Raw genomic sequence first — 20,778 nt, 5'->3', positions numbered from 1 at the left:
ATTCATTGACCCAAAAGGGAATACGAGCGCCACTTTGGTAAATGAAAAGCAGCTTCAATCAAAACAGAACCAAAAATTAAAAGGGGTAAAAGATAAAATGATTCCAACTACTAATTGGCTTACGGATTTAAATGTATTTGCGGTCAATCGTCTTCCCGCACATTCTGACCATCGATACTACGAGACGATGGATGAAGCAAAAAGCGCGGCTCCAATGAAACTGCGCCATTCGTTAAATGGCGACTGGAAATTTCATTATGCGGTTAATCCAGACAACCGTCCGGAAGATTTTTATAAACTAGATTTTAATGTTTCTGGATGGGGGAATATTACCGTTCCTGGCCACATTCAACTCCAGGGTTACGGTCAGCCGCAATATGTGAATACGATGTACCCGTGGGATGGACATAACGAGATCCGCCCGCCAGAAATTCCGACGGACCATAATCCTGTGGGCAGCTATGTAAAAACTTTTACGGTTCCAGCCAATATGGAAAAGAAGCCGGTTTATATTTCCTTTCAAGGTGTAGAGTCGGCTTTCTATGTTTGGCTGAACGGAGAGTTTGTCGGCTACAGTGAGGATTCCTTTACACCGGCAGAGTTTGAGCTTACCGCTTTTTTAACAGAGGGAGAGAACAAGCTGGCGGTAGAAGTGTACCAAAGAAGTACGGGAAGCTGGCTTGAAGATCAGGATTTTTGGCGGTTTTCGGGGATCTTCCGTGATGTTTACCTATATACCGTACCGGAAATTCATGTGGCTGATTTACATGTCCGTCCGGAGTTAGACGCTACTTTTTCAAAAGGGACGTTAACCGCAGACTTAAAGCTGCGAGGTTCGGGGTCTTCAAGTGTTATGGCTGAATTGTTCAATCAAAATGGTGAAATGGTTGCGTTCGCCAATGTCGAAGAGGCGGATGACCAATGTTCGTTCACCATGAATATTGATAAACCGGAATTGTGGAGCGCTGAACGTCCTTATCTATACCAATTATATGTGCAGCTGTTTAATGAAGCGGGCCAGCTGGTCGAGGTGGTGCCGCAGAAGCTTGGTTTTAGAAGATTTGAACTGGTGGATAAAGTGATGCGCCTCAATGGGGAGCGGATCGTGTTCAAAGGGGTGAATCGTCATGAATTTAACCCAAGAAGCGGACGGGCGATTACAAAAGAAGATATGTTATGGGATATTAAAACGTTAAAGCGTCATAACATTAATGCAGTTCGTACGTCTCATTATCCAAATCAGAGCTATTGGTACGAGCTATGCGACGAGTATGGGGTTTATGTGATTGATGAAATGAATCTTGAAACGCACGGATCTTGGCAAAAGATGGGGGCGGTCGAACCTTCTTGGAATGTTCCAGGGAATAAGCCGGAATGGCAAGACATTGTCATGGACCGCGCGATTTCCATGGTGGAGCGGGACAAGAATCATCCTTCCATCTTAATTTGGTCTTGTGGGAATGAGTCCTATGCAGGTGAAGTGATTCAAAACGTATCGAATTATTTTAGGAGCACAGATCCAAGCCGCCTGGTGCATTATGAGGGAGTTTTCCATAACCGTGACTATAATGCAACCAGTGATATAGAAAGCCGGATGTATGCAAAGCCGGTCGATATTGAAAAATATTTAACCGAAAATCCGGAGAAGCCGTACATCAGCTGTGAGTACATGCATGCGATGGGGAATTCGCTTGGGGGTATGTACAAGTACACGGATTTAGAACAGAAGTATCCGATGTATCAAGGTGGATTTATTTGGGATTATATCGATCAATCGCTCTATAAAAAAGACCGCTACGGTCATCAATACCTTGCTTACGGCGGAGATTTCGGCGATCGTCCGACCGATTATGGTTTTTGTACAAATGGAATTGTGTATGCAAACCGTGAACTTTCACCAAAGATGCAGGAAGTGAAATTTTTATATCAAGACTTTAAACTGCGGCCAAATCAGACGGGGGTTACGGTTAAAAATGAGAGTCTTTTCTCGAATACGGATGCCTTTGAATTGGAATATGTTCTATTCCTAGAGGGCAGGGAAGTCTATCGAAACAGACTTTCAGCCAGTGTGGCACCGCAAAGCGAGGGACGTTTCGAGTTTGCACTGCCTAAAGACATCGCAGCTGAGTCCGGTGAATATTGTGTTCAAACTTCACTCAAGTTGAAAGAAAGCACCTTATGGGCAGAAGCAGGATATGAGATTGCGTTTGGACAATTTGTTTATCAAGTAGGTGCGAAAGAGGAAGCTCCTGTAAAAGGAGAACTGCGGGTCGCGCATGGTGATGTGAACATTGGCGTTCACGGCAGAGATTTCACTGTTATGTTTTCAAAAGCGGTGGGAAGTCTTGTTTCCTTGAATTATGCAGGAAGAGAAATGATTGCTCTTCCACCGGCTCCCTTATTCTGGAGAGCGACGACAGATAATGACCGCGGCTATTCGCAAAGCTTCCATTCCGGTCTTTGGTATGCGGCCAGCCTGGCAAGGAAATGTGTCGATTTCCAAGTAGAAGAAAGCAGTAGTCAAGTACGAGTTGCGTTTACGTATCAATTCTCAATTAACAGCGAGATTGAGGTGAAGACGGTGTACACCGTGTATCCAGATGGAAATGTTCAAGTGAAGTCAGCTTATAAAGGAGCTGAGAATCTGCCGCAGCTGCCAATTTTTGCGGTGTCGTTCAAGGTACCGGCTGATTACAACCAGCTGGAGTGGTACGCGATGGGTCCGGAAGAGAATTATTCGGACCGTGCGATGGGAGCAAGGCTTGGGATCTTTAAAAATCAAGTAACTGATAATCTATCAAGCTATGTGATGCCGCAGGAGTCTGGAAATCGCACTGGAGTCCGCAGAGTGAGTGTGACGAATGAAAACGGACGTGGTCTGCGAATTTCTTCTGTGGGCAAGCCGTTGGAGTGCAATTTCTCCCCCTATACCGCTTTCGAACTAGAGAATGCACAGCATGTGTATGAGCTTCCGAATGTTCATTATACCGTTGTCACGGTGGCCGGCCGGCAGATGGGGGTTGGCGGTGACGATAGCTGGGGAGCACCGGTACACGAGGAACACCTGATTAAAGCCAATGAAAATATCGAATTTGAGTTTATGATTCAAAGAGTTTAACACTATGGAAGAGTCCCGCAATCTGAGGGACTCTTCACTTGTAGTTATATCATTTTGGAGAAGGTGACGCTTTTTATGTTCATATATACTAATCAAGAAAACAATCAATTTCATTTAACCAACGGCAAGGTTAGCTATATTTTTCATGTGATGAAAAATGGCCAGCTGGGTCATCTTTATTATGGGAAGGCGTTAAGGCACCGAAGTGATTTTTCCCATTTGCAAACGTATGATGTTCCTACCCCTGCCAGCTGTCATCCGTATGAAGATGACCCTGCGTTTAGTTTAGAAACGCTGCGTCAAGAATATCCGGCCTATGGGAACTCTGATTTTCGGGAACCTGCAATCAGTGTCGGGAAAGAAGATGTCCCGCATGTCCCTAATTTTATCTATGATTCTTTTAAAATTGTTGAGGGGAAACCTCGGCTTGAAGGGCTGCCTTCCACCTATGTTAACGATGATGAGGAAGCGAGCACACTCCAAATTGTCTTGAGAGATCAATTTTTACAGGCGGAATTGACGCTTCATTATACGATTTTTCGAGATCAACCGGTGATCACAAGAAGTGCTTCTTTAAAAAATGAAGGAACAGGGAATTTGGTGATTGATCGGTTAATGGGGGCATCAGTCGACCTGCCTGATAAAGAGTTTATATTTACCCATTTAGCGGGGACTTGGTCGAGGGAACGGCAGGTGAAGGAGCGGAGCTTGGAAATGGGCATTCAATCGATTTCCAGTCTGCGCGGAGCCAGCTCGCACCATCATAATCCGTTTTTAGCCCTTAAACGGCCAGCTGCTACCGAGGATACAGGGGAAGTATACGGCTTTAACTTTGTTTATAGCAGCAATTTTTTGATGCAGGTAGAGGTGGACCATTATGACATGGCCCGGCTGACAGTCGGAATTCACCCAATGGGTTTCAAGTGGAATCTGCAGCCGGCTGAAAGCTTTCAAACACCGGAAGTGGTTATGGTTTACTCGGATCAAGGTTTGAACGGGATGAGCCAGGCTTTCCATACGCTTTATCGTCAACATTTGATTCCAAAGCAGTGGAAGACGGAAGATCGTCCGATTTTGATTAACAACTGGGAAGCGACTTATTTTGATTTTAATGAAGAAAAACTCGTGGATATTGCCAGGTCAGCGAGTGAATTAGGGATCGAGTTGTTTGTCCTGGATGATGGCTGGTTTGGCAAACGAAATGACGATACTTCCTCATTGGGGGATTGGCACGTCGATTTTGATAAGCTGCCTGATGGTCTGGAAAGTTTAGCGGCGAAGATTTCGGAAACGGGCATGAAGTTTGGGCTTTGGTTTGAGCCGGAGATGATTAGTCCTAATAGTGAGTTGTTTAGAGAGCATCCGGACTGGGCTGTCGGGGTGCCGGGTCAGTCCTATACGCTGGGGCGGAACCAGCTTGTGCTTGATTTTTCGAGACCTGAGATTGTCGATTATATTTATGAGAAGATGTCCGATATCATGAAGCGGACGAATCTTTCGTATATTAAGTGGGATATGAATCGAAATATTACGGAGGCTTTTTCGCAAGTCTTATCTGCCCGCCAGCAGGGAGAGTTTTTCCATCGTTATATTTTAGGGGTGTACCGTCTTTATGAGCGACTGACTAGTGAGTTTCCGCACGTGTTATTTGAGTCCTGTGCCGGCGGAGGGGGACGTTTTGACCCTGGGATGATGTATTACGCGCCGCAGGCATGGACGAGTGATGATACGGATGCGGTGGAAAGATTGAAGATCCAATATGGTACATCTTTTGCTTATCCAATTTATAGTATGGGTTCTCATGTGTCGGCTGTTCCGAATCACCAAACCTTACGGGAGACGCCTTTATCGACGAGGGCCAATACCGCTTATTTTGGTACCTTTGGCTATGAATTAAATCCGTTGTTGTTATCGGAAGAAGAACGGGAGGAAATTGAGGAGCAGGTGGCTTTTTATAAACAACACCGCAGCTTAATCCGTGATGGCCAGTTTTATCGCCTGTTAAGTCCGTTTGAGGGGAATGAGACCGCTTGGATGGTGGTAAGTCCGGATCAATCCGAGGCGCTGGTAGGGTACTATAAAGTTTTGGCTACACCAAATGGACGGAAACATCAGACCTTACGTTTAAGCGGATTAGACGAAGGGAGAATCTATCAAGCAGAAGGAAGAGACTACTATGGAGATGAGCTAATGCAAGTGGGTCTGCCGCTCCCAACCGAATTTAATGGTGCCAATAGCAAACAAGCCCTGCGCGGCGGAGACTTCCAATCAGAGGTTTTTTATGTAAAGAGTAGATAGAAAGACGCATAGGGACGGTTCTCTTGCTTCCGAAGCATGAGAACCGTCCCTGTGCTTCCCCGTAATTCTCCTAGATTTCATAAATAAAGCCGGCATTAACGTTTTCAATGTTAATGGCGGCTTTTTATTTCATAAAAATTCAATTATATACAGTAAGATTTTACTCGTTAAAAGAGCCAAAGAGCTCTTGCTTTAATTTGTATCAGCCCCACCTACGCTAAATACAGTGATGTACACATTTACCATCCAACCCAGAATAATTATACAAAAAAATGTTTATATATTCAACATTTTTACATAAACCAATTTTGACCATTTATATTTGAAGGAAGCATGAGAACCGTCCCCATGCTTCTTAATCATATGATTTTATTGTCGGTGCTACGTAATGGTAGAATTGGTCGATGAGTGCAGCTGGTTTTTCTTCGATTAAGAGCATGGAGCGGAATTTTTCTTGGAGGAATTTCTGGTTGAACATGTGGTCGAATAAGCTGATGAGCGGGTCATAGTAGTGCTGAATGTTCAGCAAGCCACATGGTTTTTGATGCAGTCCAATCTGACCCCAAGTGAATATTTCAAAGAACTCTTCTAATGTTCCGGTTCCTCCAGGCAGGACCACAAATCCATCGGCTAATTCTGCCATTTTTGCTTTTCGCTCATGCATGGTGCTAACGGTAAATAATTGTGTTAACCCGGTATGTGAAATTTCACGGTCGCCTAGCACTTTTGGGATAACGCCAATGACTTGCCCGCCTTCATGCAATACCGTATCTGCAACAGCCCCCATCAAGCCATTACTAGAACCACCGTAAACTAAAGTCATCTTCCGTTTCGCTAACTCTTTTCCTAACTCCATCGCTCCAAGCTTATAATCCTCTGAAGCACCAAAACTTGAACCGCAATAAACTGCTATTCGTTTCATGAACGGACTCCTTTTCGAAGCAAAGGGACGGTTCTTTTGCTTCTTATTTTTTATATTAAATTTGTGATGAAAGGTTTGATAATTTAGTATATGATAGATTTGTATAATTATCCTACAAACCCGGAAACATTGGAAAGTCCTCTTCCAACCTTTCTATCTTACTTCACTCAAATTTTATGTAAACTTCACATTGATTCAAAAAGCTCCATTTATTAACCAATAGTTTGTTTCCCCCGATTCTTATTTTTTATTCCCTTTCTTTTTTTCAAATGCTATAAAAAATTTATCTTTGGTAAGTGGTGATCAAGATGCCTCGAGTTGCTCGCGAGAAGAGTCGCAGCGGTATTTACCATGTCATGTTGAGAGGAGCGAATCGACAGGAACTATTCCATGATGAGGAAGACTGCCTAAGATTTCTTAGTATTGTCGAGAAATATAAAATGAAAGCGGAAGTGGATATCTATGCTTGGTGTTTAATGGGTAACCATGTCCATCTGCTTGTGAAAGAAGGTAATGAAACCCTTTCGATTACCATGAAACGGGTTGGCGTAAGCTTTGTTTCTTATTATAACGATAAATATCAAACAACCGGCCACCTTTTTCAGGATCGATTTAGAAGTATTTGTATAGACAGTTTTCTGGGTTTGTTAAATGTAGTTCGATACATTCATCAAAATCCTGTAAAAGCGGGAATGGTGGACAGAGTCAATGATTGGAGGTGGAGCAGCTGTCCAGGGTACTATGGGAAACAGCCTTTTCCCAAAAAGCTGTATGATACCGATTATATCCTCAAGTTGTTTTCGGACGATTCATCCTTAGCCAAAGCTCGGTTCATTGAATTCAATGAGCAGGATGCTAAAGGAAATTTTCTGGATGAACAAGAGATCTATAGAAGAAGATTTACGGATGAAGAGGCAAGAATAGAAATAAAGAAAATACTTAGTACAATTGAGATCGCTCAGGTAAAGAGCTTACCTAGGCTGCAAAGAGATGAGCTGTTACGAGAAATCAAAAATATCAGAGGTTTGTCACAGCGGCAGGCTGCTAGAATTTTGGGTCTGTCGGCCAGTCTGATATTTAAGGTGCAAGGGGACGGTTCTCATGCTTCGAAATAAGCATGAGAACCGTCCCTTTGCTCATATAGTCTTAAGAGGAGGGGGGAGGCATCATGAGAAACAGCAAATTAATGGTAAGCGGCTTGATCGTAGTGGTGGTGGTCGTGCTTTTTATTTTTTCGGGCACTACGGTGGCATCTGGAAATCGAGGGGTCTTATTGCAATTAGGGGCAGTCAAGTCAACGATTTTAACGGAAGGCTTTCACTTTAAGATACCGTTCATTCAAAATGTGGAACAGGTGGAGGTTCGAGTCCAAAAAGAAGAAAGTTCTCAAACAGCCGCTTCAAAGGATTTACAAATGGTCACAGCTAACGTGGCTGTCAATTTTTCGGTTGATCCAGGTGCCGTCAATAAGCTATACCAAGAAATCGGTCCTGATTATCGTTCTCGTATCGTCGACCCTGCCATCGCTGAGTCATTAAAGGCAGTGACAGCTCAATATACCGCCGAAGAGCTAATTTCCAAACGTCCAGAAGTGTCAGCTAAAGTGAAGGAGATGCTGGCCACAAAGTTAACAAAGTATTATATGTTTCTAGAAGATATCAATATTAAAGAGTTTGCCTTTAGTGAGGAATTCAATAAAGCGATTGAATTGAAACAAACAGCTGAACAAAATGCGTTAAAGGCTCAAAGGGATTTAGAACGAATCAAGATTGAAGCGCAGCAGCAAGTCACCCAAGCTGGCGCAGAAGCAGAGGCCTTGCGATTGAAAAAGCAGGAAGTCACACCGGAGTTAATCCAATTAAAGCAAATTGAGGTTCAAGAAAAGGCTCTCGAAAAGTGGGATGGACGCCTGCCGAGTGTTACGGGTGGAGCCACTCCATTTATTGACTTGAGTGGGGTTGAGAAGAAATGAAAACAAGGGGACGGTTCTCATGCTTCCGAAGCATGAGAACCGTCCCCTTGCTTCGCCATGCCCACACGTTCATATGACATTCTGAATATACTGGCTCTTGAGATTGCCGTATGGAGGGAATGGATGATATGAAGAGACCCCAATGGATTTCGAGCATTGTTTTAACTGCCATCCTGGTTCTTCCGTTACTTCTTGTATTCTTCCACCATAATACTACTCCAGTTCCAGTAAATTCTCCAAAAGTTGCCCAGGATGTTCCTGCAACCAAAGTCGTGAAACCCCAAAAGGATCCAGGCAAACAAGGTAAACCAGCCAAAGATGGAACGAAACAAGGCCAACAGCCCCCAAATGATACAACCTCTAAGGATAATCAAGCCCAAGATAAACCAGCTCAAGAACAAAAGCCTACGATTGTATGGGGGGTAGACACCGCTTCTCGTGTTGACCAAGCATTCCTGCAGTGTGTAAAGGACAACTACGGCGCACCGGCTGTGTTTGGCAGATATTTAGAGACAAAGGGCGACGTGTCAATCGGTTTGTCCAAAGAAGAAGTCAATTTCCTTCATCAGCAAGGCATCAAGATCCTGCCGATTTTCAACCACTTTAAAGAGGCCGTCGGATATCAAAATGGAGTAGCAGAGGCCAAGGAGGCAATTGCCTACGCCCAAAAAATAGGAATACCTAAGGGAGTCGCAATCTTTGCGGATATAGAACCAACATATCCCGTCGATGAAGCCTTTATAAGGGGATGGGTGGAGACTTTAAATAGCTCACCTTATAAGCCAGGGATTTATGGGGTTTTTACACCAGATAGTCAACTGTCGGCTGCTTATCAAGTGGCTGTTTCAAAAAATAAAAATCTTCAAACTCAAACCATCCTTTGGAGCAGTAATCCGGATCCTGGTGTCACTAAGAAAAATAAAGCCCCAGCCTTTCAGCCTGGTGCACCAAAGAATATGAAAATCTCGATCTGGCAATATGGAATAGATGGGAAAACTTGTAACATCGATACGAACCTTACACAGTCAACTGTTCTGGATCAATTATGGTGAAGCAGGGGGACGGTTCTCTTGCTTCTTTACATATAAAAGAAGCCATACGTAAAATGTATGAAACTCCAGTTGGAAAAGCATTTAGTTGAGGAAACGTCTTATCGCAAGGGAAGAACTGGCCAATAATCAAATAAAGCCTTCCAATCGGAGGCCTTATTTTTCCCAAGCGTTTAATTAGCAAATGAAGTATGTTTTGTTTTCCATTTTTCCATTGCAATAAACAACCAAAAACTATAAATTCCTAATGTAATTAAGCAAAAAAACCACCATTTTATCCAGTTTCCAAACAATCCAACTGCAGAAACAGTGAATTGTAATCTTCTCCCATTAATAACCGTGTGGCGTGTTTTCCATCCTAAAATCATCGTAATCGCCCAGGGATAGCAAATTCCCAATGTGCAGACCGTTACAAGTCCTCCTAAGATAGACCAGCCTATGTACTGAAAAAGACCCCCATCAAAATAAGACCTTTCTTGATCTTGTGCAGCGAAATTATGCTGTACGTTTGCTGTTATTTCACTCACTAAATTTCCCCCTAAAAATAAATAAATATAGGAGAATTGTACCATAAATAAATGGGTGGAAATTCCATTTTTAATTAAAATGACCATTGTTTTTGTCTCTTTTTAAAAAGCCTGATTTAGGGGTTAAAACAAATAATGATTTTCAATACTTAATAAATGTTGTAATCCCATAATGGCTTAGATAATTTCGGTGGCTCAGTTCTTCTAGCCACTTTTTAGGATGTAATTGATACAAACCATAAATGTCCTGGTACGTGAACCTTCCTACATTCACTTCAATCGGCTCCGGATGTGCTTCCATTCTTTGTTTGTAGTCCTCAAAGGCATGTTGATTTGGCACATGGTAAATTTCTAACACCTCTCCTACTTCCATATACTTTTCAATGTATGTTAAAAATAAACGGTTTCCAACTCCATTAACTTCATAAATATAGGGCAAAGAAAATAAACCATCCACTAGCCTTTCCCAATATTCATCGACTTCCTGCACAGAGAAATAGATAGCATCCTCCTCACGGTCAAAAAATGTCCGATTATTGTATTCTTCGATTTCATCAGGGATCTTAAAGGGTTTGGATGAGGCTAAAAATGTAATTTGTGTCATTTTTATTTCCTTCCGTTGCTTACAGTGAATTACATGAAATTAATTATTTTACTCATAATAAAGGTAGGGAGGTTTCAGTGCATGAACTTTACTTGGTTACTTGGGCTCGTCATGTTATCGCAGCAAGTGAATATGCCAGGCGAATTATTAATCACGAACAATGGGCATCCTATCTCAGTGGTAAACCGTGCTAATTTTTCGACCATTATGCCGGAATTACCCATTATTAATCCGGAAAAGTTAAAAACATATATGGACGAATTGGACAAGCAAGTGTCGTCGGTGCCTAGAAATGCCATTATTGATCACAACGGAACGATTATCCCAGAGCAGGTCGGTTATCGTTTAAATCGCGAGCTTTTCACTGAAAAGGTTCTTGCTTATTATTTTAATAAGGGAGCATCCGAATTGGAAGTCCCTTTACAAATGGTTTCCCCTAAGGTTGATAGTGAATTACTTGGAAATATACGAATTGAAAAAATAGGCCAATACCTAACTTACTTTAATTCCAATAATAAAAAAAGAAATCATAATATCTATCTTGCCGCAAAATCGATTAATAATTTTGTTCTTTTTCCGGGTGAAACCTTTTCCTTTAATCAAGTAGTAGGGGAAAGAACCGCAAGGAAAGGATATGTGCCTGCTACTGTGATTGTTAAAGGGGAGTATGCAGAAGACTATGGCGGCGGCATTTGTCAGGTTTCATCCACCCTCTTTAATGCGATTGATAGTGCAGGATTGAATGTGATTCATCGTTACTCCCACAGCAAAGAGGTTACCTACGTTCCTCCAAAGCGGGATGCCACGGTTAGCTGGAATGGGCCTGATCTGATCTTTAAAAATCAATACAACCAACCCATCCTCATTCAAGCCAAAATGTTACGCGGCAAATTAAAAGTAGAAATTTATTCATCCGATGTCATCACCTACAAGCCCAAAAAAGTTCCCTATCTTTCTTACTAAATAAGCGTGGGGACGGTTCTCTTGCTTCCAAATCGGAAGCAAGAGAACCGTCCCCGTGCATCTAACAGGAGGGGTTATCATAATGACTTTGAATGGAATTCCGATTACATCTTCAGAATTAGCGAATTTGTGGATGGCTTATCAAGAAAAGACGATGATTATGAGAATTTTAGAGCATTTTATTGAGCACGCTGAGAATGATGAAAGACCATTGTTGCAAACTCATTATGATGGGGCTTCCAAGACGATAGAGACCATTAAGGAGATTTTTGAACAAGAAGGGGCAGTTATTCCTATTGGTTTTACAGACGAGGATGTTCATAAAGGCGTGCCAAAGTTATATGATTACATGTTCAATATCATGTACTTACATATGATGACGAAGGTGGAGATGAGTCTTTACGCGCTTTTTTGTGGGATGTCTTATCGGAAAGATATTAATGATCTTTTTATCAACTTGACTGCAGAAGCGCAAGCGTTGAACAGTGAATCCACCCAATTCCTTTTAGAAAAAGGGGTTTTGGTTCGTCCAGCTTATGTATCCATGCCGAAAGAAGTGCGTTTTGTACAAGATACCGATTATCGGAGTGGTTTTAATTTGCTAAATGAGCCGAGATCTCTTAACACGATTGAGGTCTCCCTGATCCATCATGCCATTGAAACAAACCTTGTCGGAATGCAATTAATGATTGGATTTGCACAAGTTGCTTCACATGAGGATGTTCAAGACTATCTTGTCAAGGGAATGAAATTGTCAAGAAAAATTGAAATGGACTTAGGCGAGTTTTTACGCCAAAGTTTCATTGAACCTCCCGCTACACATGCGGGAAAAGCAACAGCGTCAAAAGTTGCACCATTCTCTGATAAATTAATGTTGTACAATACCAGTTTGTTAACCACCTTTGGACTTGGAAGTAATGCATTAGGCGGTGCCTTTAGCTTACGAAATGACCTGCCGGCCAAAATGGCGGTACTTGCAGCAGATATTTTCAGATTTGCTCAACAAGGAGGAAAAATTATGATCCAAAACGGTTGGATGGAAGAACCTCCACAAATTGAAGACCGGAATAAACTCACGGAATAACGGGTGACGGCAGAGCATGGGGACGGTTCTTTTGCTTCCTGAATGGAAGCAAGAGAACCGTCCCCGTGCTCCTACATTTTCTTTTTGTTACTATTTAAAACATCAATAATAAAGGTATTTCCTTGTGAAGCTTCAATCGTTTGTATTAACCGAAGTTGGGCTAATTCTGGGTTGTTTTCCAACATCTTAGCCGTATTGGCTAAGCTTCTTAATGTTGCCGTTTCTCCGCGTGCCTTCTCTAATAACGAAAGGGCCTCCTTTTTTGCTTTAAGCACCTCGGAATAAACTTTCTTTAATTCTGCTGATAACATAATATCCTTCAAATCCACTGAATGAATAGAAACCCCAATTAAAGATTTGTCTTCCAACAGTAAGTTTCTGACATCATCGTTTATTTTTTGGCGGCTTTTCAATAGGTCATCCATTTCAATTGAAGATACGACTTCTCGGAGTTTAAATTGTATGCTCATATATAAATAGTCTTGGAAGTTTTGATACTCTGAAATCAGTGCTTGGGGGTCTAGAATCTGATATTTGACAGCTAAACTAATTTTCACACTAACATTGTCAGCCGTTAATAATTCTTGACCGTTTAATTGGAGAATGGCAGGTCTCATATCAAAAATTTCCAAATGGGTAGTTGAAGTAAAATAGGTATACCTTCCCGGCCCAACAACTTCCTTAAACTTTCCCTTGTGAAACTTAATTCCACGTTCATATTGAAAAATGGTCATCGTTTTAATAAGTCTTTTGGTTATAACGAGTAGTAAGAAAATTAAGAAAATTACTAGTGCAATGATCATAATATCAAACATTCTATCACCTTCTCTCTAAGATTTTGGAATCCACCCACAGCTTGGATTGGCCAATGGAGGTCTTACCTGCAAAACTGGCCAAAACCTAAATAACCGTGAGCGGATCCCCTTTAGGGGTTTGAACCCTAGATGCACTGGCTCCAAAAGGACACCAGTATCCAGCCAGGAGAATGCGGATCAGCTACACCTTTTAAAGATTTTAAAAGATGGCTTTACACTACTCCAATTATGATTATATCACGGGAAGCATGGGGACGGTTCTTACGCTTCCGAAAAGGAAGCAAGAGAACCCTCCCTATGCTTCGTCAAGCTTCCGCAAAATATCTTGTTGATAATTTCTAATTTTTGTATTACTACCTAGATACGGTTCCTTAATGAAACGGTCATTTTTTAACCCGGTATATTGTGGGGCAGGGTATCGGCTGATGTTTAGGGTATCGTTGATGTCTGTTTCTTCGGCTATCAGGATATTGATTTTAACCAATCTTGCCAGATATTCTTGATAATTAAATTCCTCTTGCAGGAAGGTAGGCGGCGCTCCCTTTTCGTACAGATCCTTAATTAAATAATTCAGTTTGCCACGGGCGATAATCGCCTCGTTCATGAGGATATTCCAATCTTCCCCTTGATACTCGGGTTGAACGAGCTTTAAAAAATAGGTAGAACGCGCATCGTTATATTTAATAAATCCTTCCCACATCACATCGTTCTTACAATTCTCTAGGGCATGTTGAAAGGCTTTCTTGGATTCCTTCAAATACATCGTGGCAAGCTCGACATTTTCACCATCGAGTGAGGGAATTTTTCGAATCACCTCTTTAAGCCGGTCAATCTCGAATATATCGCCTTTTCCCAAGTTCAGATTGTCAAATAAAATCGTCATTGCCTTTTTATTGTAGAACAATCCTAGATAATCAAAGTAAACCGTTTGTGTTACAGGGTTTTTTAACATTGTTCCCCTAACATCAAGTAAAGAAGAAGACATCTTAATTTCTTTTGTGGAAATTAATTGTTGGTAGTTAATGACACTATTGATCAGTTTAACGGTTTCTTCTATTAAAATGAGATTTCCGGTACTGACCGAAAGGAGATCCTTTTTTCGCTGATCAATTAAGGAAAGAACGGTTTCCATATTTTTAAAATTTTCCTGCTGCCGGCCATTTTCTGATTTAAAAAGTGCGGGGAAGAAGATAATGATATCGATAAAATATTGTAGGTTATCGGTAAAATCAATGGCCGTTCTTGAATTCTTTTTACTAAAGATCTCTTTTAACTTTTTAAAAATAGCATCCTCAACCTCTAGTGGATTTGTCATGGGATAATCTTTTAATAGACTCGTAATAGAAATGACGTAATTTTCATTCTCTAAAACATTTCCCTCCATCTGGGTAATCACATTCACACTATCAATCGATATGTACGTTTTCATCGCTATATAAAAAGCGATGGTAGACACAACCAATGATAAAACCGTTACAATAAACGTTGTCTTTTCCTGTGCGGAAGTCATCGGATAGATTTCATAGCTAATATAGGTTGAAACGACAATAATGATAAAAATAACATAATAAAGAATAGGCAGTTTAAAATACTTCATCAAGAACACCTTTCACAGTTTAGTGAGCATGGGGACGGTTCTTTTGCTTCCAGAACGGAAGCAAGAGAACCGTCCCCATGCTCCTATTTTACTAGTTTAGGGTTTCTGTTTACAAGAACCTGTTGTCCTCTTAAGCAGCTAGGTAGTACTATAGGAGTTATTGATAGAAACGGAGGAAGATGACATAGATGAATAGAAGAAAATGGTGGATTGTTGCGGCGATCCTATGGATGGCAGTTATTTTTATGTTTACACAGGTTCCTTATTCTACGGGGAAAAATACGTCCGATACTCTCCAAAAAATACTGGTGTTCTTACATATAGACGGAGTAAACCATGTGGTAGTAGATCAGCTAAACTTTTTCGTGCGAAAACTCACCCACATTACGGTATTCGGCTTCCTTGCCTTTTTATTTTTTAAGTGTCTGGAAGTCTACCGATTTGCCTATATCCTTGCATGGATACTAACAGTACTTTATGCGATGACGGATGAATATCACCAATCCTTTATGCCAGGCAGAACCGCTTCGATAAAGGATGTCTTTTTATTTGACTCAGTCGGGGCCTTTCTCGTCCTGCTGATGACGTTTTTGATTGTTAAAAAAATAGGCAAAAAGACCAGGTCAAGGATAGACTAGCCGGCTTCATTTATAATTGCGGAGAAACCTACGGGCACCACTTGTAAAAGTTAATCAAACGTTCAATTAGTTGTAACAGCTACAGGCGTATCATAGTCTAAAATGGGAAAGAGGAGGACTTCAAAACCCTCCTCTTTCTACTGTTTCCTAGTTCAATTAAATCCATAAAAAGACACTGTTCGAAAAAGGTGGAAACTTAGTATAATATGAAATTGCTAAACTATCTTTTCTCCCAGTTAGAATGGAGGAGTTACGTGAATTTAAAACTGCGCACCTATGTAGCGGTCCTATTTGCAGTTGGAATCTTTGGAATAACCGCTATTTTAAGTATGATGATTGGAACGCAAGCAAGTCAAAAAGTCGAGGACCAGATCGGAAATACACTATCAGCCACGGCTTATAATATGGCGGATAAATTAGATCACTTTATGTGGTCGAGGGCTGGCGAAATTAATGTGATCAGTCAGCTGAAGGATATCCAGAACCCCGCTGACCCGCATCAGGTTCAAGTGCTTCTTAACAAGCTCCAAGAGAGCATTCCTGCCTTTTCATGGGTTGGTGTAACGGATGTCAACGGGAAGGTCTTAGCGGCAACCAATGGAATTTTAAAAGGCGGCGACATTTCGAGACGCCCTGTCTATCAAGAAGGAATAAAAGGATCATTTGTCGGGGATGTTCACGATGCGGTCTTACTGGCTAAACTGCTGCCAAATCCCAGTGGTGAACCACTACAATTTGTTGATATCAGTAGACCGATTGTCACAGCAGACGGCAAGCTTAACGGCGTTATTGCAGCCCACCTTAGCTGGGAATGGTCCCGTGAGGTTGAAAAAGAAATATTGAAACCGTTAAAAGAGAAGGTAGACGGGGCAGAAATCTTTGTGGTCAGCCAGAAAGATCAAATTGTTCTCTTAGGTCCATCTGCCAATATAGGCAAGCCGTTAAACTTAGAAAGTTTGAAGCTTGCCAAAAAGGGTCAGAATAACTGGCGAATCGAAACATGGCCAAACGGTAAGAAGTATCTAACGGGATATGCGTTTGGAGACGGTTATCAAAACTATCCTGGTTTGGGCTGGTCCATTTTGGTCCGTGTACCTGAAAAAACAGCTTTTGCTCCTGTCCATGAATTACAGAAGTCCATCTTACTGATCGGAGTCGTCTTATCGATTATTTTTGCCTTATTAGGCTGGTTTGCCTCGGCCTTAATCACCAAGCCGCTTCAACAAATCTCTTACTCTGCCAATCGCTTACGAGCAGGTGAGAAGGTGGAAATACCTTATTATAAGGGAATTAAGGATATTGAGATTCTATCTTTATCGCTCCGTGATTTGGTGGAATCGTTGGTTCGCACAGTTTCGGATTTGGGTAAGATGGAAAATCTAGCACACCATGATACGCTCACAGGATTGATGAATCGGATTGCTCTCGATCAGTTTCTTGAAGGAGCTATGGAAACAGCGAAACAAATGGGTAATAGGCTTACCTTCTTGTACCTCGATTTGGATGGATTTAAACAGGTCAATGATACCTTAGGCCATCAAGTCGGTGATCGTTTGCTGCAAGAAACCGCTAAGCGATTGAAAAGTTGTGTCCGGAGTAATGAAGGGGTGTTCCGTCTAGGTGGAGATGAGTTTTTGGTTATTTTGTATACCACGAGTGGGGATTCTGTCCAGGATGCCACGATGGTGGCTGAAAAGATCATCAATAGTCTGAATCAGCCCTTTGACCTTCATGATCAAAAAATCAAGGTAGGCTGCAGTATCGGTGCGGCAGTATGGGAGGATGAGCAGGTTCCATCTGCGGAAATGATTCGCTCCGCTGACGAAGCACTCTATGTATCCAAACGAACAGGAAAAAATAAGGTTACTTTTTCATAAGGAGCAGGGGGACGGTTCTCTTGCTTCCGAAGCATGAGAACTCCCTGTGCTCCTTCAAAGTGAAAAATAAAGAAAAACGGTGAAAAAGTGAGAAAACAATGTAAAATGTACGCTTACAAGGAAAATGTTCCCGCTTTTTTGGTGAATGTTTCCGTTTTCCAAGACTTTGTCAAATGAGCCCCTTTTGAACGATAATAAGGATATAAATTTTGGAAGGTGGTAATCAAATGATCAAGAAAATGGAAAACTTTATGAACACTTACGGAAAATACATGGCAGCTACAGCATTAACTTTAAAACCAATGAGTAAAGATGAATTACAGTTTGTGGCAGATTTATTTAGAAACGACTCTCAAAGATAAAAACTGAGGATCGTTTTTTTTTATGCCTTTTTATCCGTATTACCCATTTCAATCCTATATTTCATTCCTTCCATTATAAACTACACCATTTCCTCCGTATTTAATAAATAAACCTTGCATGTTCCCATGTTACAGGCATTTTACCCAATCACACTTGTCCTGCTTGGCATATTCATAGATTACGGGTTTTTAGGAAAGACAGCCTTTTTACCTGTATTTTCGGACAGGAGGTTTAATTTTAATAGATGAAAAATAACCAAACCGGTAACACAAAATCATCTAATGGGAAAACAACAGCGAACACCGCCAATCTTTTCTTTGATTCTAGAAAAAGTGTGTTCTTTAAGCGGAATGCTGAGAATATTATCTTCCAAGTTACCTCATCACAGTTACCTGTGTTGAGAAATATTAGCTTAGATAACATTTTTCTTAGCAGGGGCCACATTTTAGAACCTCACTGGCATCCTAATGCTGCTGAACTCGATTATGTGGTGAGTGGTGAAGCGATCATCTCTGTACTCGATCCGTTCACCCCGCAATTGCTAACTTATCGTGTAAAACCAGGGGATGTTGTTTTTATTCCAATAAACTGGTGGCATTGGATCATCTCCATTACGGAGGAAGCTCATGTTGTGGCCTTATACGACACGAAAAAACGTCAGAATATCTTTGGCTCCGATGTCCTTCGAAAAACTCCCCCAGAAGTTTTTCAATTGGCTTATGGTGTAAATGCTGAAAAGCTAGCCAAGGTACTGGCGCCAATTACTGAGACTGTCGTAATCGGACCAAAAAATGGTGCTCCAATAAGTGATATGATTAGGGAAATGTTTTTACCCATGAATCGACGAAGAGGAGGAATGCAGTGGGGCTCCACGACGTCTCCAGAACTATTTTTTGATGTCAGCGACAATGTAGGCTTTGAGCGAAATCCGCAAAATGTACTTTACGAAGTTACCTCAGCGCAAATACCAGAGATGCAGGATTTGGCTCTAGGAGACCTATTTCTGAGCCGAGAACATATTCGCGAGCCGCACTGGCATCCCAATGCGGATGAGCTTGATTTCATTATCTCTGGGGAAGTCATTATTTCAATTTTGAATCCGTCAACCTTAGAACTGCAGACCTATCATGTGAAACCAGGTCAGGTCACCTTCCTGCCAAAGGGCTGGTGGCACTGGATTACTTGTGTAACCAAGGAAGCCCATCTTTTAGTTGCCTTCAATGATGGACAAATCCAGTCGATTGAGGGCTCTGATGTGCTACGATTAACACCTCCTGATGTTTTTGAACTCGCTTATGATGTAAATGCTCAGAAACTAGCCAAAGTCCTATCCCCCATTGATGAAACAGTCGTCATTGGACCACCTGACCCTGAGTGAAAGCTGGAAGCACGGGGACGGTTCTTATGCTTCCGAAGCAACAGAACCGTCCCCATGATTCCCGAAGCATGAGAACCGTCCCCCTGATTATGGAGGTGATCTTATTCGAAATTTAAACGGAGTGGACTGTGCGACAAAACTTACTTGTTCGTTGACTGCAGGTCTTAAATCTACTGGTATTCAGTATGTTGGACGTTATCTTGGCGATAGCTGGAAGTCGATGAACAAAGCGGAGGCTGATGCCATCCTCAATGCGGGGTTACAGTTGGTGAGTATTTGGGAAACCAATCCGACTAACGCCACTTATTTTACCAGGGCCCGAGGGATTTCAGATGCCCAGGAAGCCTCACGCTACGCAAAGACGCTTGTACAGACAGAAGGCAGTGCGATTTACTTTGCTGTTGATTATGATGCGCAGCCAGCAGACATGGACTCGATCTTAACCTATTTTACAGGTGTTCGTACTGGCATTGACCCAAGTTTTAAAGTAGGAGTTTATGGCTCTTATTCTGTACTTACCATGCTTTATGATCATAAGGCAGTCGATTTTTATTGGCAGACAACTTCTTGGTCCCGCGGCCATGTAGCAGATTTTCATCATATTCTCCAATATCAGCATAATCTTCCACTAGCAGGTATCCAAGTAGATTATAATGAATTCGCCAATCGTGCAGGAGCATGGAGCAGAGCAGCAGCGTCACAGCCTGAAAGTTCTCCTCCATCTACCTATACTGTTCAACCAGGCGATACCTTAAGCAAAATTGCGGCGAGATTCGGAGCAACGGTGAAGGATTTAGTGAAATTAAATAACATCGAAAATCCTAACCTTATCTATGTTGGACAAATTTTAAGGTTACCTGATAATCACTCGTCAGGACCTGTGTATTATCAGGTAAAATCAGGCGATACGTTGTCCCAAATCGCATTAGTTTTTGGAATATCTGTCGCACAGCTGCAAGCTTGGAATGGAATTAATGACCCTGATGTCATTATCGCTGGTCAAAAAATACGTGTGAAATAATCCTGTGACTGAGTCAATTGATGGTAGGGACTTCTTTAATTAATAGACAGATCTCGACAATTCTTTCAAGCATTTTGTGAAAGAAGTCCAGTAATAGTGCAGTTTAGTTTCGGTTTTAATCAAATGTTTGATTAAAGTTGAATCATCGCGAAAAGATGAGATTGATGAAAGTGCAAACGAAAACAATAGAATTTTCCGGGAAATTGAAATTTTTTCTGCAAAAATTACTAACTACTTTCGACCATATTTTTCACTAGTTTAAAAGTGAAAGTCAGTTGGAACGTGAATTCCTACTATTTTTAACCAAGCGTTTGATTAAAATAATATATAGAGAATAGAGTCGAATTGATGTCGTTTAGACACGAAGAAAAAGCCCATTTTATCCGATGAAATGGGCTTTTTCTCTGTTCTGTATATTCAACTGTTCTAGAAATGACTTATAAATACTTTTTCACTATGAAGAAGTTCTTTTCAATTTCTGGGATTTTTTAAGGTTTAGTTAAGGTTGTCGATTCATAATACAGACATGGACATAAAGAAAGCATTTCAAAC

Annotated in this window: 17 protein-coding genes; 12 read left to right on the top strand and 5 right to left on the bottom strand. The window is 41.4% G+C overall.

The window, feature by feature from the left end:
• The first annotated feature begins 97 nt into the window (after positions 1–97).
• Both L1999_RS26930 and L1999_RS26925 read left to right on the top strand, forming a co-directional pair.
• On the top strand, positions 98–3,118 hold the full coding sequence (locus tag L1999_RS26930; RefSeq protein WP_235744477.1) for a beta-galactosidase, LacZ type: 3,021 nt from the start codon (positions 98–100) through the stop codon (positions 3,116–3,118).
• A 75-nt stretch (positions 3,119–3,193) separates the two neighbouring features.
• Positions 3,194–5,416, top strand: coding sequence for an alpha-galactosidase (locus L1999_RS26925; protein ID WP_235741329.1), 2,223 nt, complete (start codon positions 3,194–3,196; stop codon positions 5,414–5,416).
• 355 nt (positions 5,417–5,771) lie between these two features.
• Here L1999_RS26925 and L1999_RS26920 read toward each other — a convergent pair whose 3' ends face one another.
• Entirely contained in the window at positions 5,772–6,338 is a 567-nt protein-coding gene (locus L1999_RS26920) for an LOG family protein (protein ID WP_235741328.1), read from the bottom strand.
• A 308-nt stretch (positions 6,339–6,646) separates the two neighbouring features.
• Here L1999_RS26920 and L1999_RS26915 point away from each other — a divergent pair, with 308 nt between their 5' ends.
• The 3 genes from L1999_RS26915 (at position 6,647) to L1999_RS26905 (ending at position 9,362) form a co-directional block, all read left to right on the top strand.
• Entirely contained in the window at positions 6,647–7,453 is an 807-nt protein-coding gene (locus L1999_RS26915; protein WP_235741327.1) for an REP-associated tyrosine transposase, read from the top strand.
• A 53-nt stretch (positions 7,454–7,506) separates the two neighbouring features.
• Positions 7,507–8,310: a prohibitin family protein gene (locus tag L1999_RS26910; RefSeq protein ID WP_235741326.1), complete on the top strand. Its 804-nt coding sequence runs from the start codon at positions 7,507–7,509 to the stop codon at positions 8,308–8,310.
• Between the two features lie 128 nt (positions 8,311–8,438).
• Positions 8,439–9,362, top strand: a complete 924-nt coding sequence (locus L1999_RS26905; protein ID WP_235741325.1) for a glycoside hydrolase domain-containing protein — start codon at positions 8,439–8,441, stop codon at positions 9,360–9,362.
• 170 nt (positions 9,363–9,532) lie between these two features.
• On the opposite strand, the gene L1999_RS26900 is transcribed toward L1999_RS26905, so the two are convergent.
• Together L1999_RS26900 and L1999_RS26895 are read right to left on the bottom strand one after the other, a co-directional pair.
• The gene (locus L1999_RS26900; RefSeq protein ID WP_235744476.1) at positions 9,533–9,877 is read right to left on the bottom strand and encodes a YjgN family protein; all 345 of its coding nucleotides are present in this window, start codon (positions 9,875–9,877) and stop codon (positions 9,533–9,535) included.
• Positions 9,878–10,028: 151 nt separating this feature from the next.
• On the bottom strand, positions 10,029–10,490 hold the full coding sequence (locus L1999_RS26895) for a hypothetical protein (RefSeq protein ID WP_235741324.1): 462 nt from the start codon (positions 10,488–10,490) through the stop codon (positions 10,029–10,031).
• A gap of 81 nt (positions 10,491–10,571) precedes the next feature.
• Between L1999_RS26895 and L1999_RS26890 the strand changes: the two genes are divergently transcribed.
• Positions 10,572–11,453, top strand: coding sequence for a VanW family protein (locus tag L1999_RS26890; RefSeq protein ID WP_235741323.1), 882 nt, complete (start codon positions 10,572–10,574; stop codon positions 11,451–11,453).
• Between the two features lie 79 nt (positions 11,454–11,532).
• On the top strand, positions 11,533–12,537 hold the full coding sequence (locus tag L1999_RS26885) for a DUF3231 family protein (protein ID WP_430540055.1): 1,005 nt from the start codon (positions 11,533–11,535) through the stop codon (positions 12,535–12,537).
• 71 nt (positions 12,538–12,608) lie between these two features.
• Here the strand turns inward: L1999_RS26885 and L1999_RS26880 are convergent, their stop codons facing one another.
• Both L1999_RS26880 and L1999_RS26875 read right to left on the bottom strand, forming a co-directional pair.
• Positions 12,609–13,352: a slipin family protein gene (locus L1999_RS26880; protein WP_235741321.1), complete on the bottom strand. Its 744-nt coding sequence runs from the start codon at positions 13,350–13,352 to the stop codon at positions 12,609–12,611.
• A 295-nt stretch (positions 13,353–13,647) separates the two neighbouring features.
• Positions 13,648–14,949 (bottom strand): hypothetical protein, encoded by a 1,302-nt coding sequence (locus tag L1999_RS26875; RefSeq protein ID WP_235741320.1) that lies wholly within the window; start codon positions 14,947–14,949, stop codon positions 13,648–13,650.
• A 188-nt stretch (positions 14,950–15,137) separates the two neighbouring features.
• On the opposite strand from L1999_RS26875, the gene L1999_RS26870 reads away from it, so the two are divergent.
• From L1999_RS26870 to L1999_RS26855, 5 genes are all read left to right on the top strand, one after another.
• The gene (locus tag L1999_RS26870) at positions 15,138–15,587 is read left to right on the top strand and encodes a VanZ family protein (RefSeq protein WP_235741319.1); all 450 of its coding nucleotides are present in this window, start codon (positions 15,138–15,140) and stop codon (positions 15,585–15,587) included.
• A 254-nt stretch (positions 15,588–15,841) separates the two neighbouring features.
• Positions 15,842–17,464 (top strand): diguanylate cyclase domain-containing protein, encoded by a 1,623-nt coding sequence (locus tag L1999_RS26865; protein WP_235741318.1) that lies wholly within the window; start codon positions 15,842–15,844, stop codon positions 17,462–17,464.
• Between the two features lie 227 nt (positions 17,465–17,691).
• Positions 17,692–17,826, top strand: a complete 135-nt coding sequence (locus tag L1999_RS29720; protein WP_275677264.1) for a hypothetical protein — start codon at positions 17,692–17,694, stop codon at positions 17,824–17,826.
• Between the two features lie 245 nt (positions 17,827–18,071).
• Positions 18,072–19,205, top strand: coding sequence for a cupin domain-containing protein (locus tag L1999_RS29925; RefSeq protein WP_235741317.1), 1,134 nt, complete (start codon positions 18,072–18,074; stop codon positions 19,203–19,205).
• Positions 19,206–19,326: 121 nt separating this feature from the next.
• On the top strand, positions 19,327–20,226 hold the full coding sequence (locus L1999_RS26855; RefSeq protein ID WP_275677263.1) for a LysM peptidoglycan-binding domain-containing protein: 900 nt from the start codon (positions 19,327–19,329) through the stop codon (positions 20,224–20,226).
• Positions 20,227–20,778 lie beyond the last annotated feature (552 nt).

The organism is Neobacillus drentensis (genome assembly GCF_021560175.1).
GTDB classification, from domain to species: Bacteria; Bacillota; Bacilli; order Bacillales; family Cytobacillaceae; genus Neobacillus; species Neobacillus drentensis_A.
Note: the sequence above shows the minus strand (reverse complement) of the source record. Positions and strands in the feature narration are given on the sequence as shown.

Bases quoted from the DNA above. Each gene is read 5' to 3' on its own strand.
- L1999_RS26930 (WP_235744477.1), top strand. From the start codon at position 98: ATGATTCCAACTACTAATTGGCTTACGGATTTAAATGTATTTGCGGTC.
- L1999_RS26925 (WP_235741329.1), top strand. From the start codon at position 3,194: ATGTTCATATATACTAATCAAGAAAACAATCAATTTCATTTAACCAAC.
- L1999_RS26920 (WP_235741328.1), bottom strand. From the start codon at position 6,338: ATGAAACGAATAGCAGTTTATTGCGGTTCAAGTTTTGGTGCTTCAGAG.
- L1999_RS26915 (WP_235741327.1), top strand. From the start codon at position 6,647: ATGCCTCGAGTTGCTCGCGAGAAGAGTCGCAGCGGTATTTACCATGTC.
- L1999_RS26910 (WP_235741326.1), top strand. From the start codon at position 7,507: ATGAGAAACAGCAAATTAATGGTAAGCGGCTTGATCGTAGTGGTGGTG.
- L1999_RS26905 (WP_235741325.1), top strand. From the start codon at position 8,439: ATGAAGAGACCCCAATGGATTTCGAGCATTGTTTTAACTGCCATCCTG.
- L1999_RS26895 (WP_235741324.1), bottom strand. From the start codon at position 10,490: ATGACACAAATTACATTTTTAGCCTCATCCAAACCCTTTAAGATCCCT.
- L1999_RS26890 (WP_235741323.1), top strand. From the start codon at position 10,572: ATGAACTTTACTTGGTTACTTGGGCTCGTCATGTTATCGCAGCAAGTG.
- L1999_RS26880 (WP_235741321.1), bottom strand. From the start codon at position 13,352: ATGTTTGATATTATGATCATTGCACTAGTAATTTTCTTAATTTTCTTA.
- L1999_RS26875 (WP_235741320.1), bottom strand. From the start codon at position 14,949: ATGAAGTATTTTAAACTGCCTATTCTTTATTATGTTATTTTTATCATT.
- L1999_RS26870 (WP_235741319.1), top strand. From the start codon at position 15,138: ATGAATAGAAGAAAATGGTGGATTGTTGCGGCGATCCTATGGATGGCA.
- L1999_RS29720 (WP_275677264.1), top strand. From the start codon at position 17,692: ATGATCAAGAAAATGGAAAACTTTATGAACACTTACGGAAAATACATG.
- L1999_RS29925 (WP_235741317.1), top strand. From the start codon at position 18,072: ATGAAAAATAACCAAACCGGTAACACAAAATCATCTAATGGGAAAACA.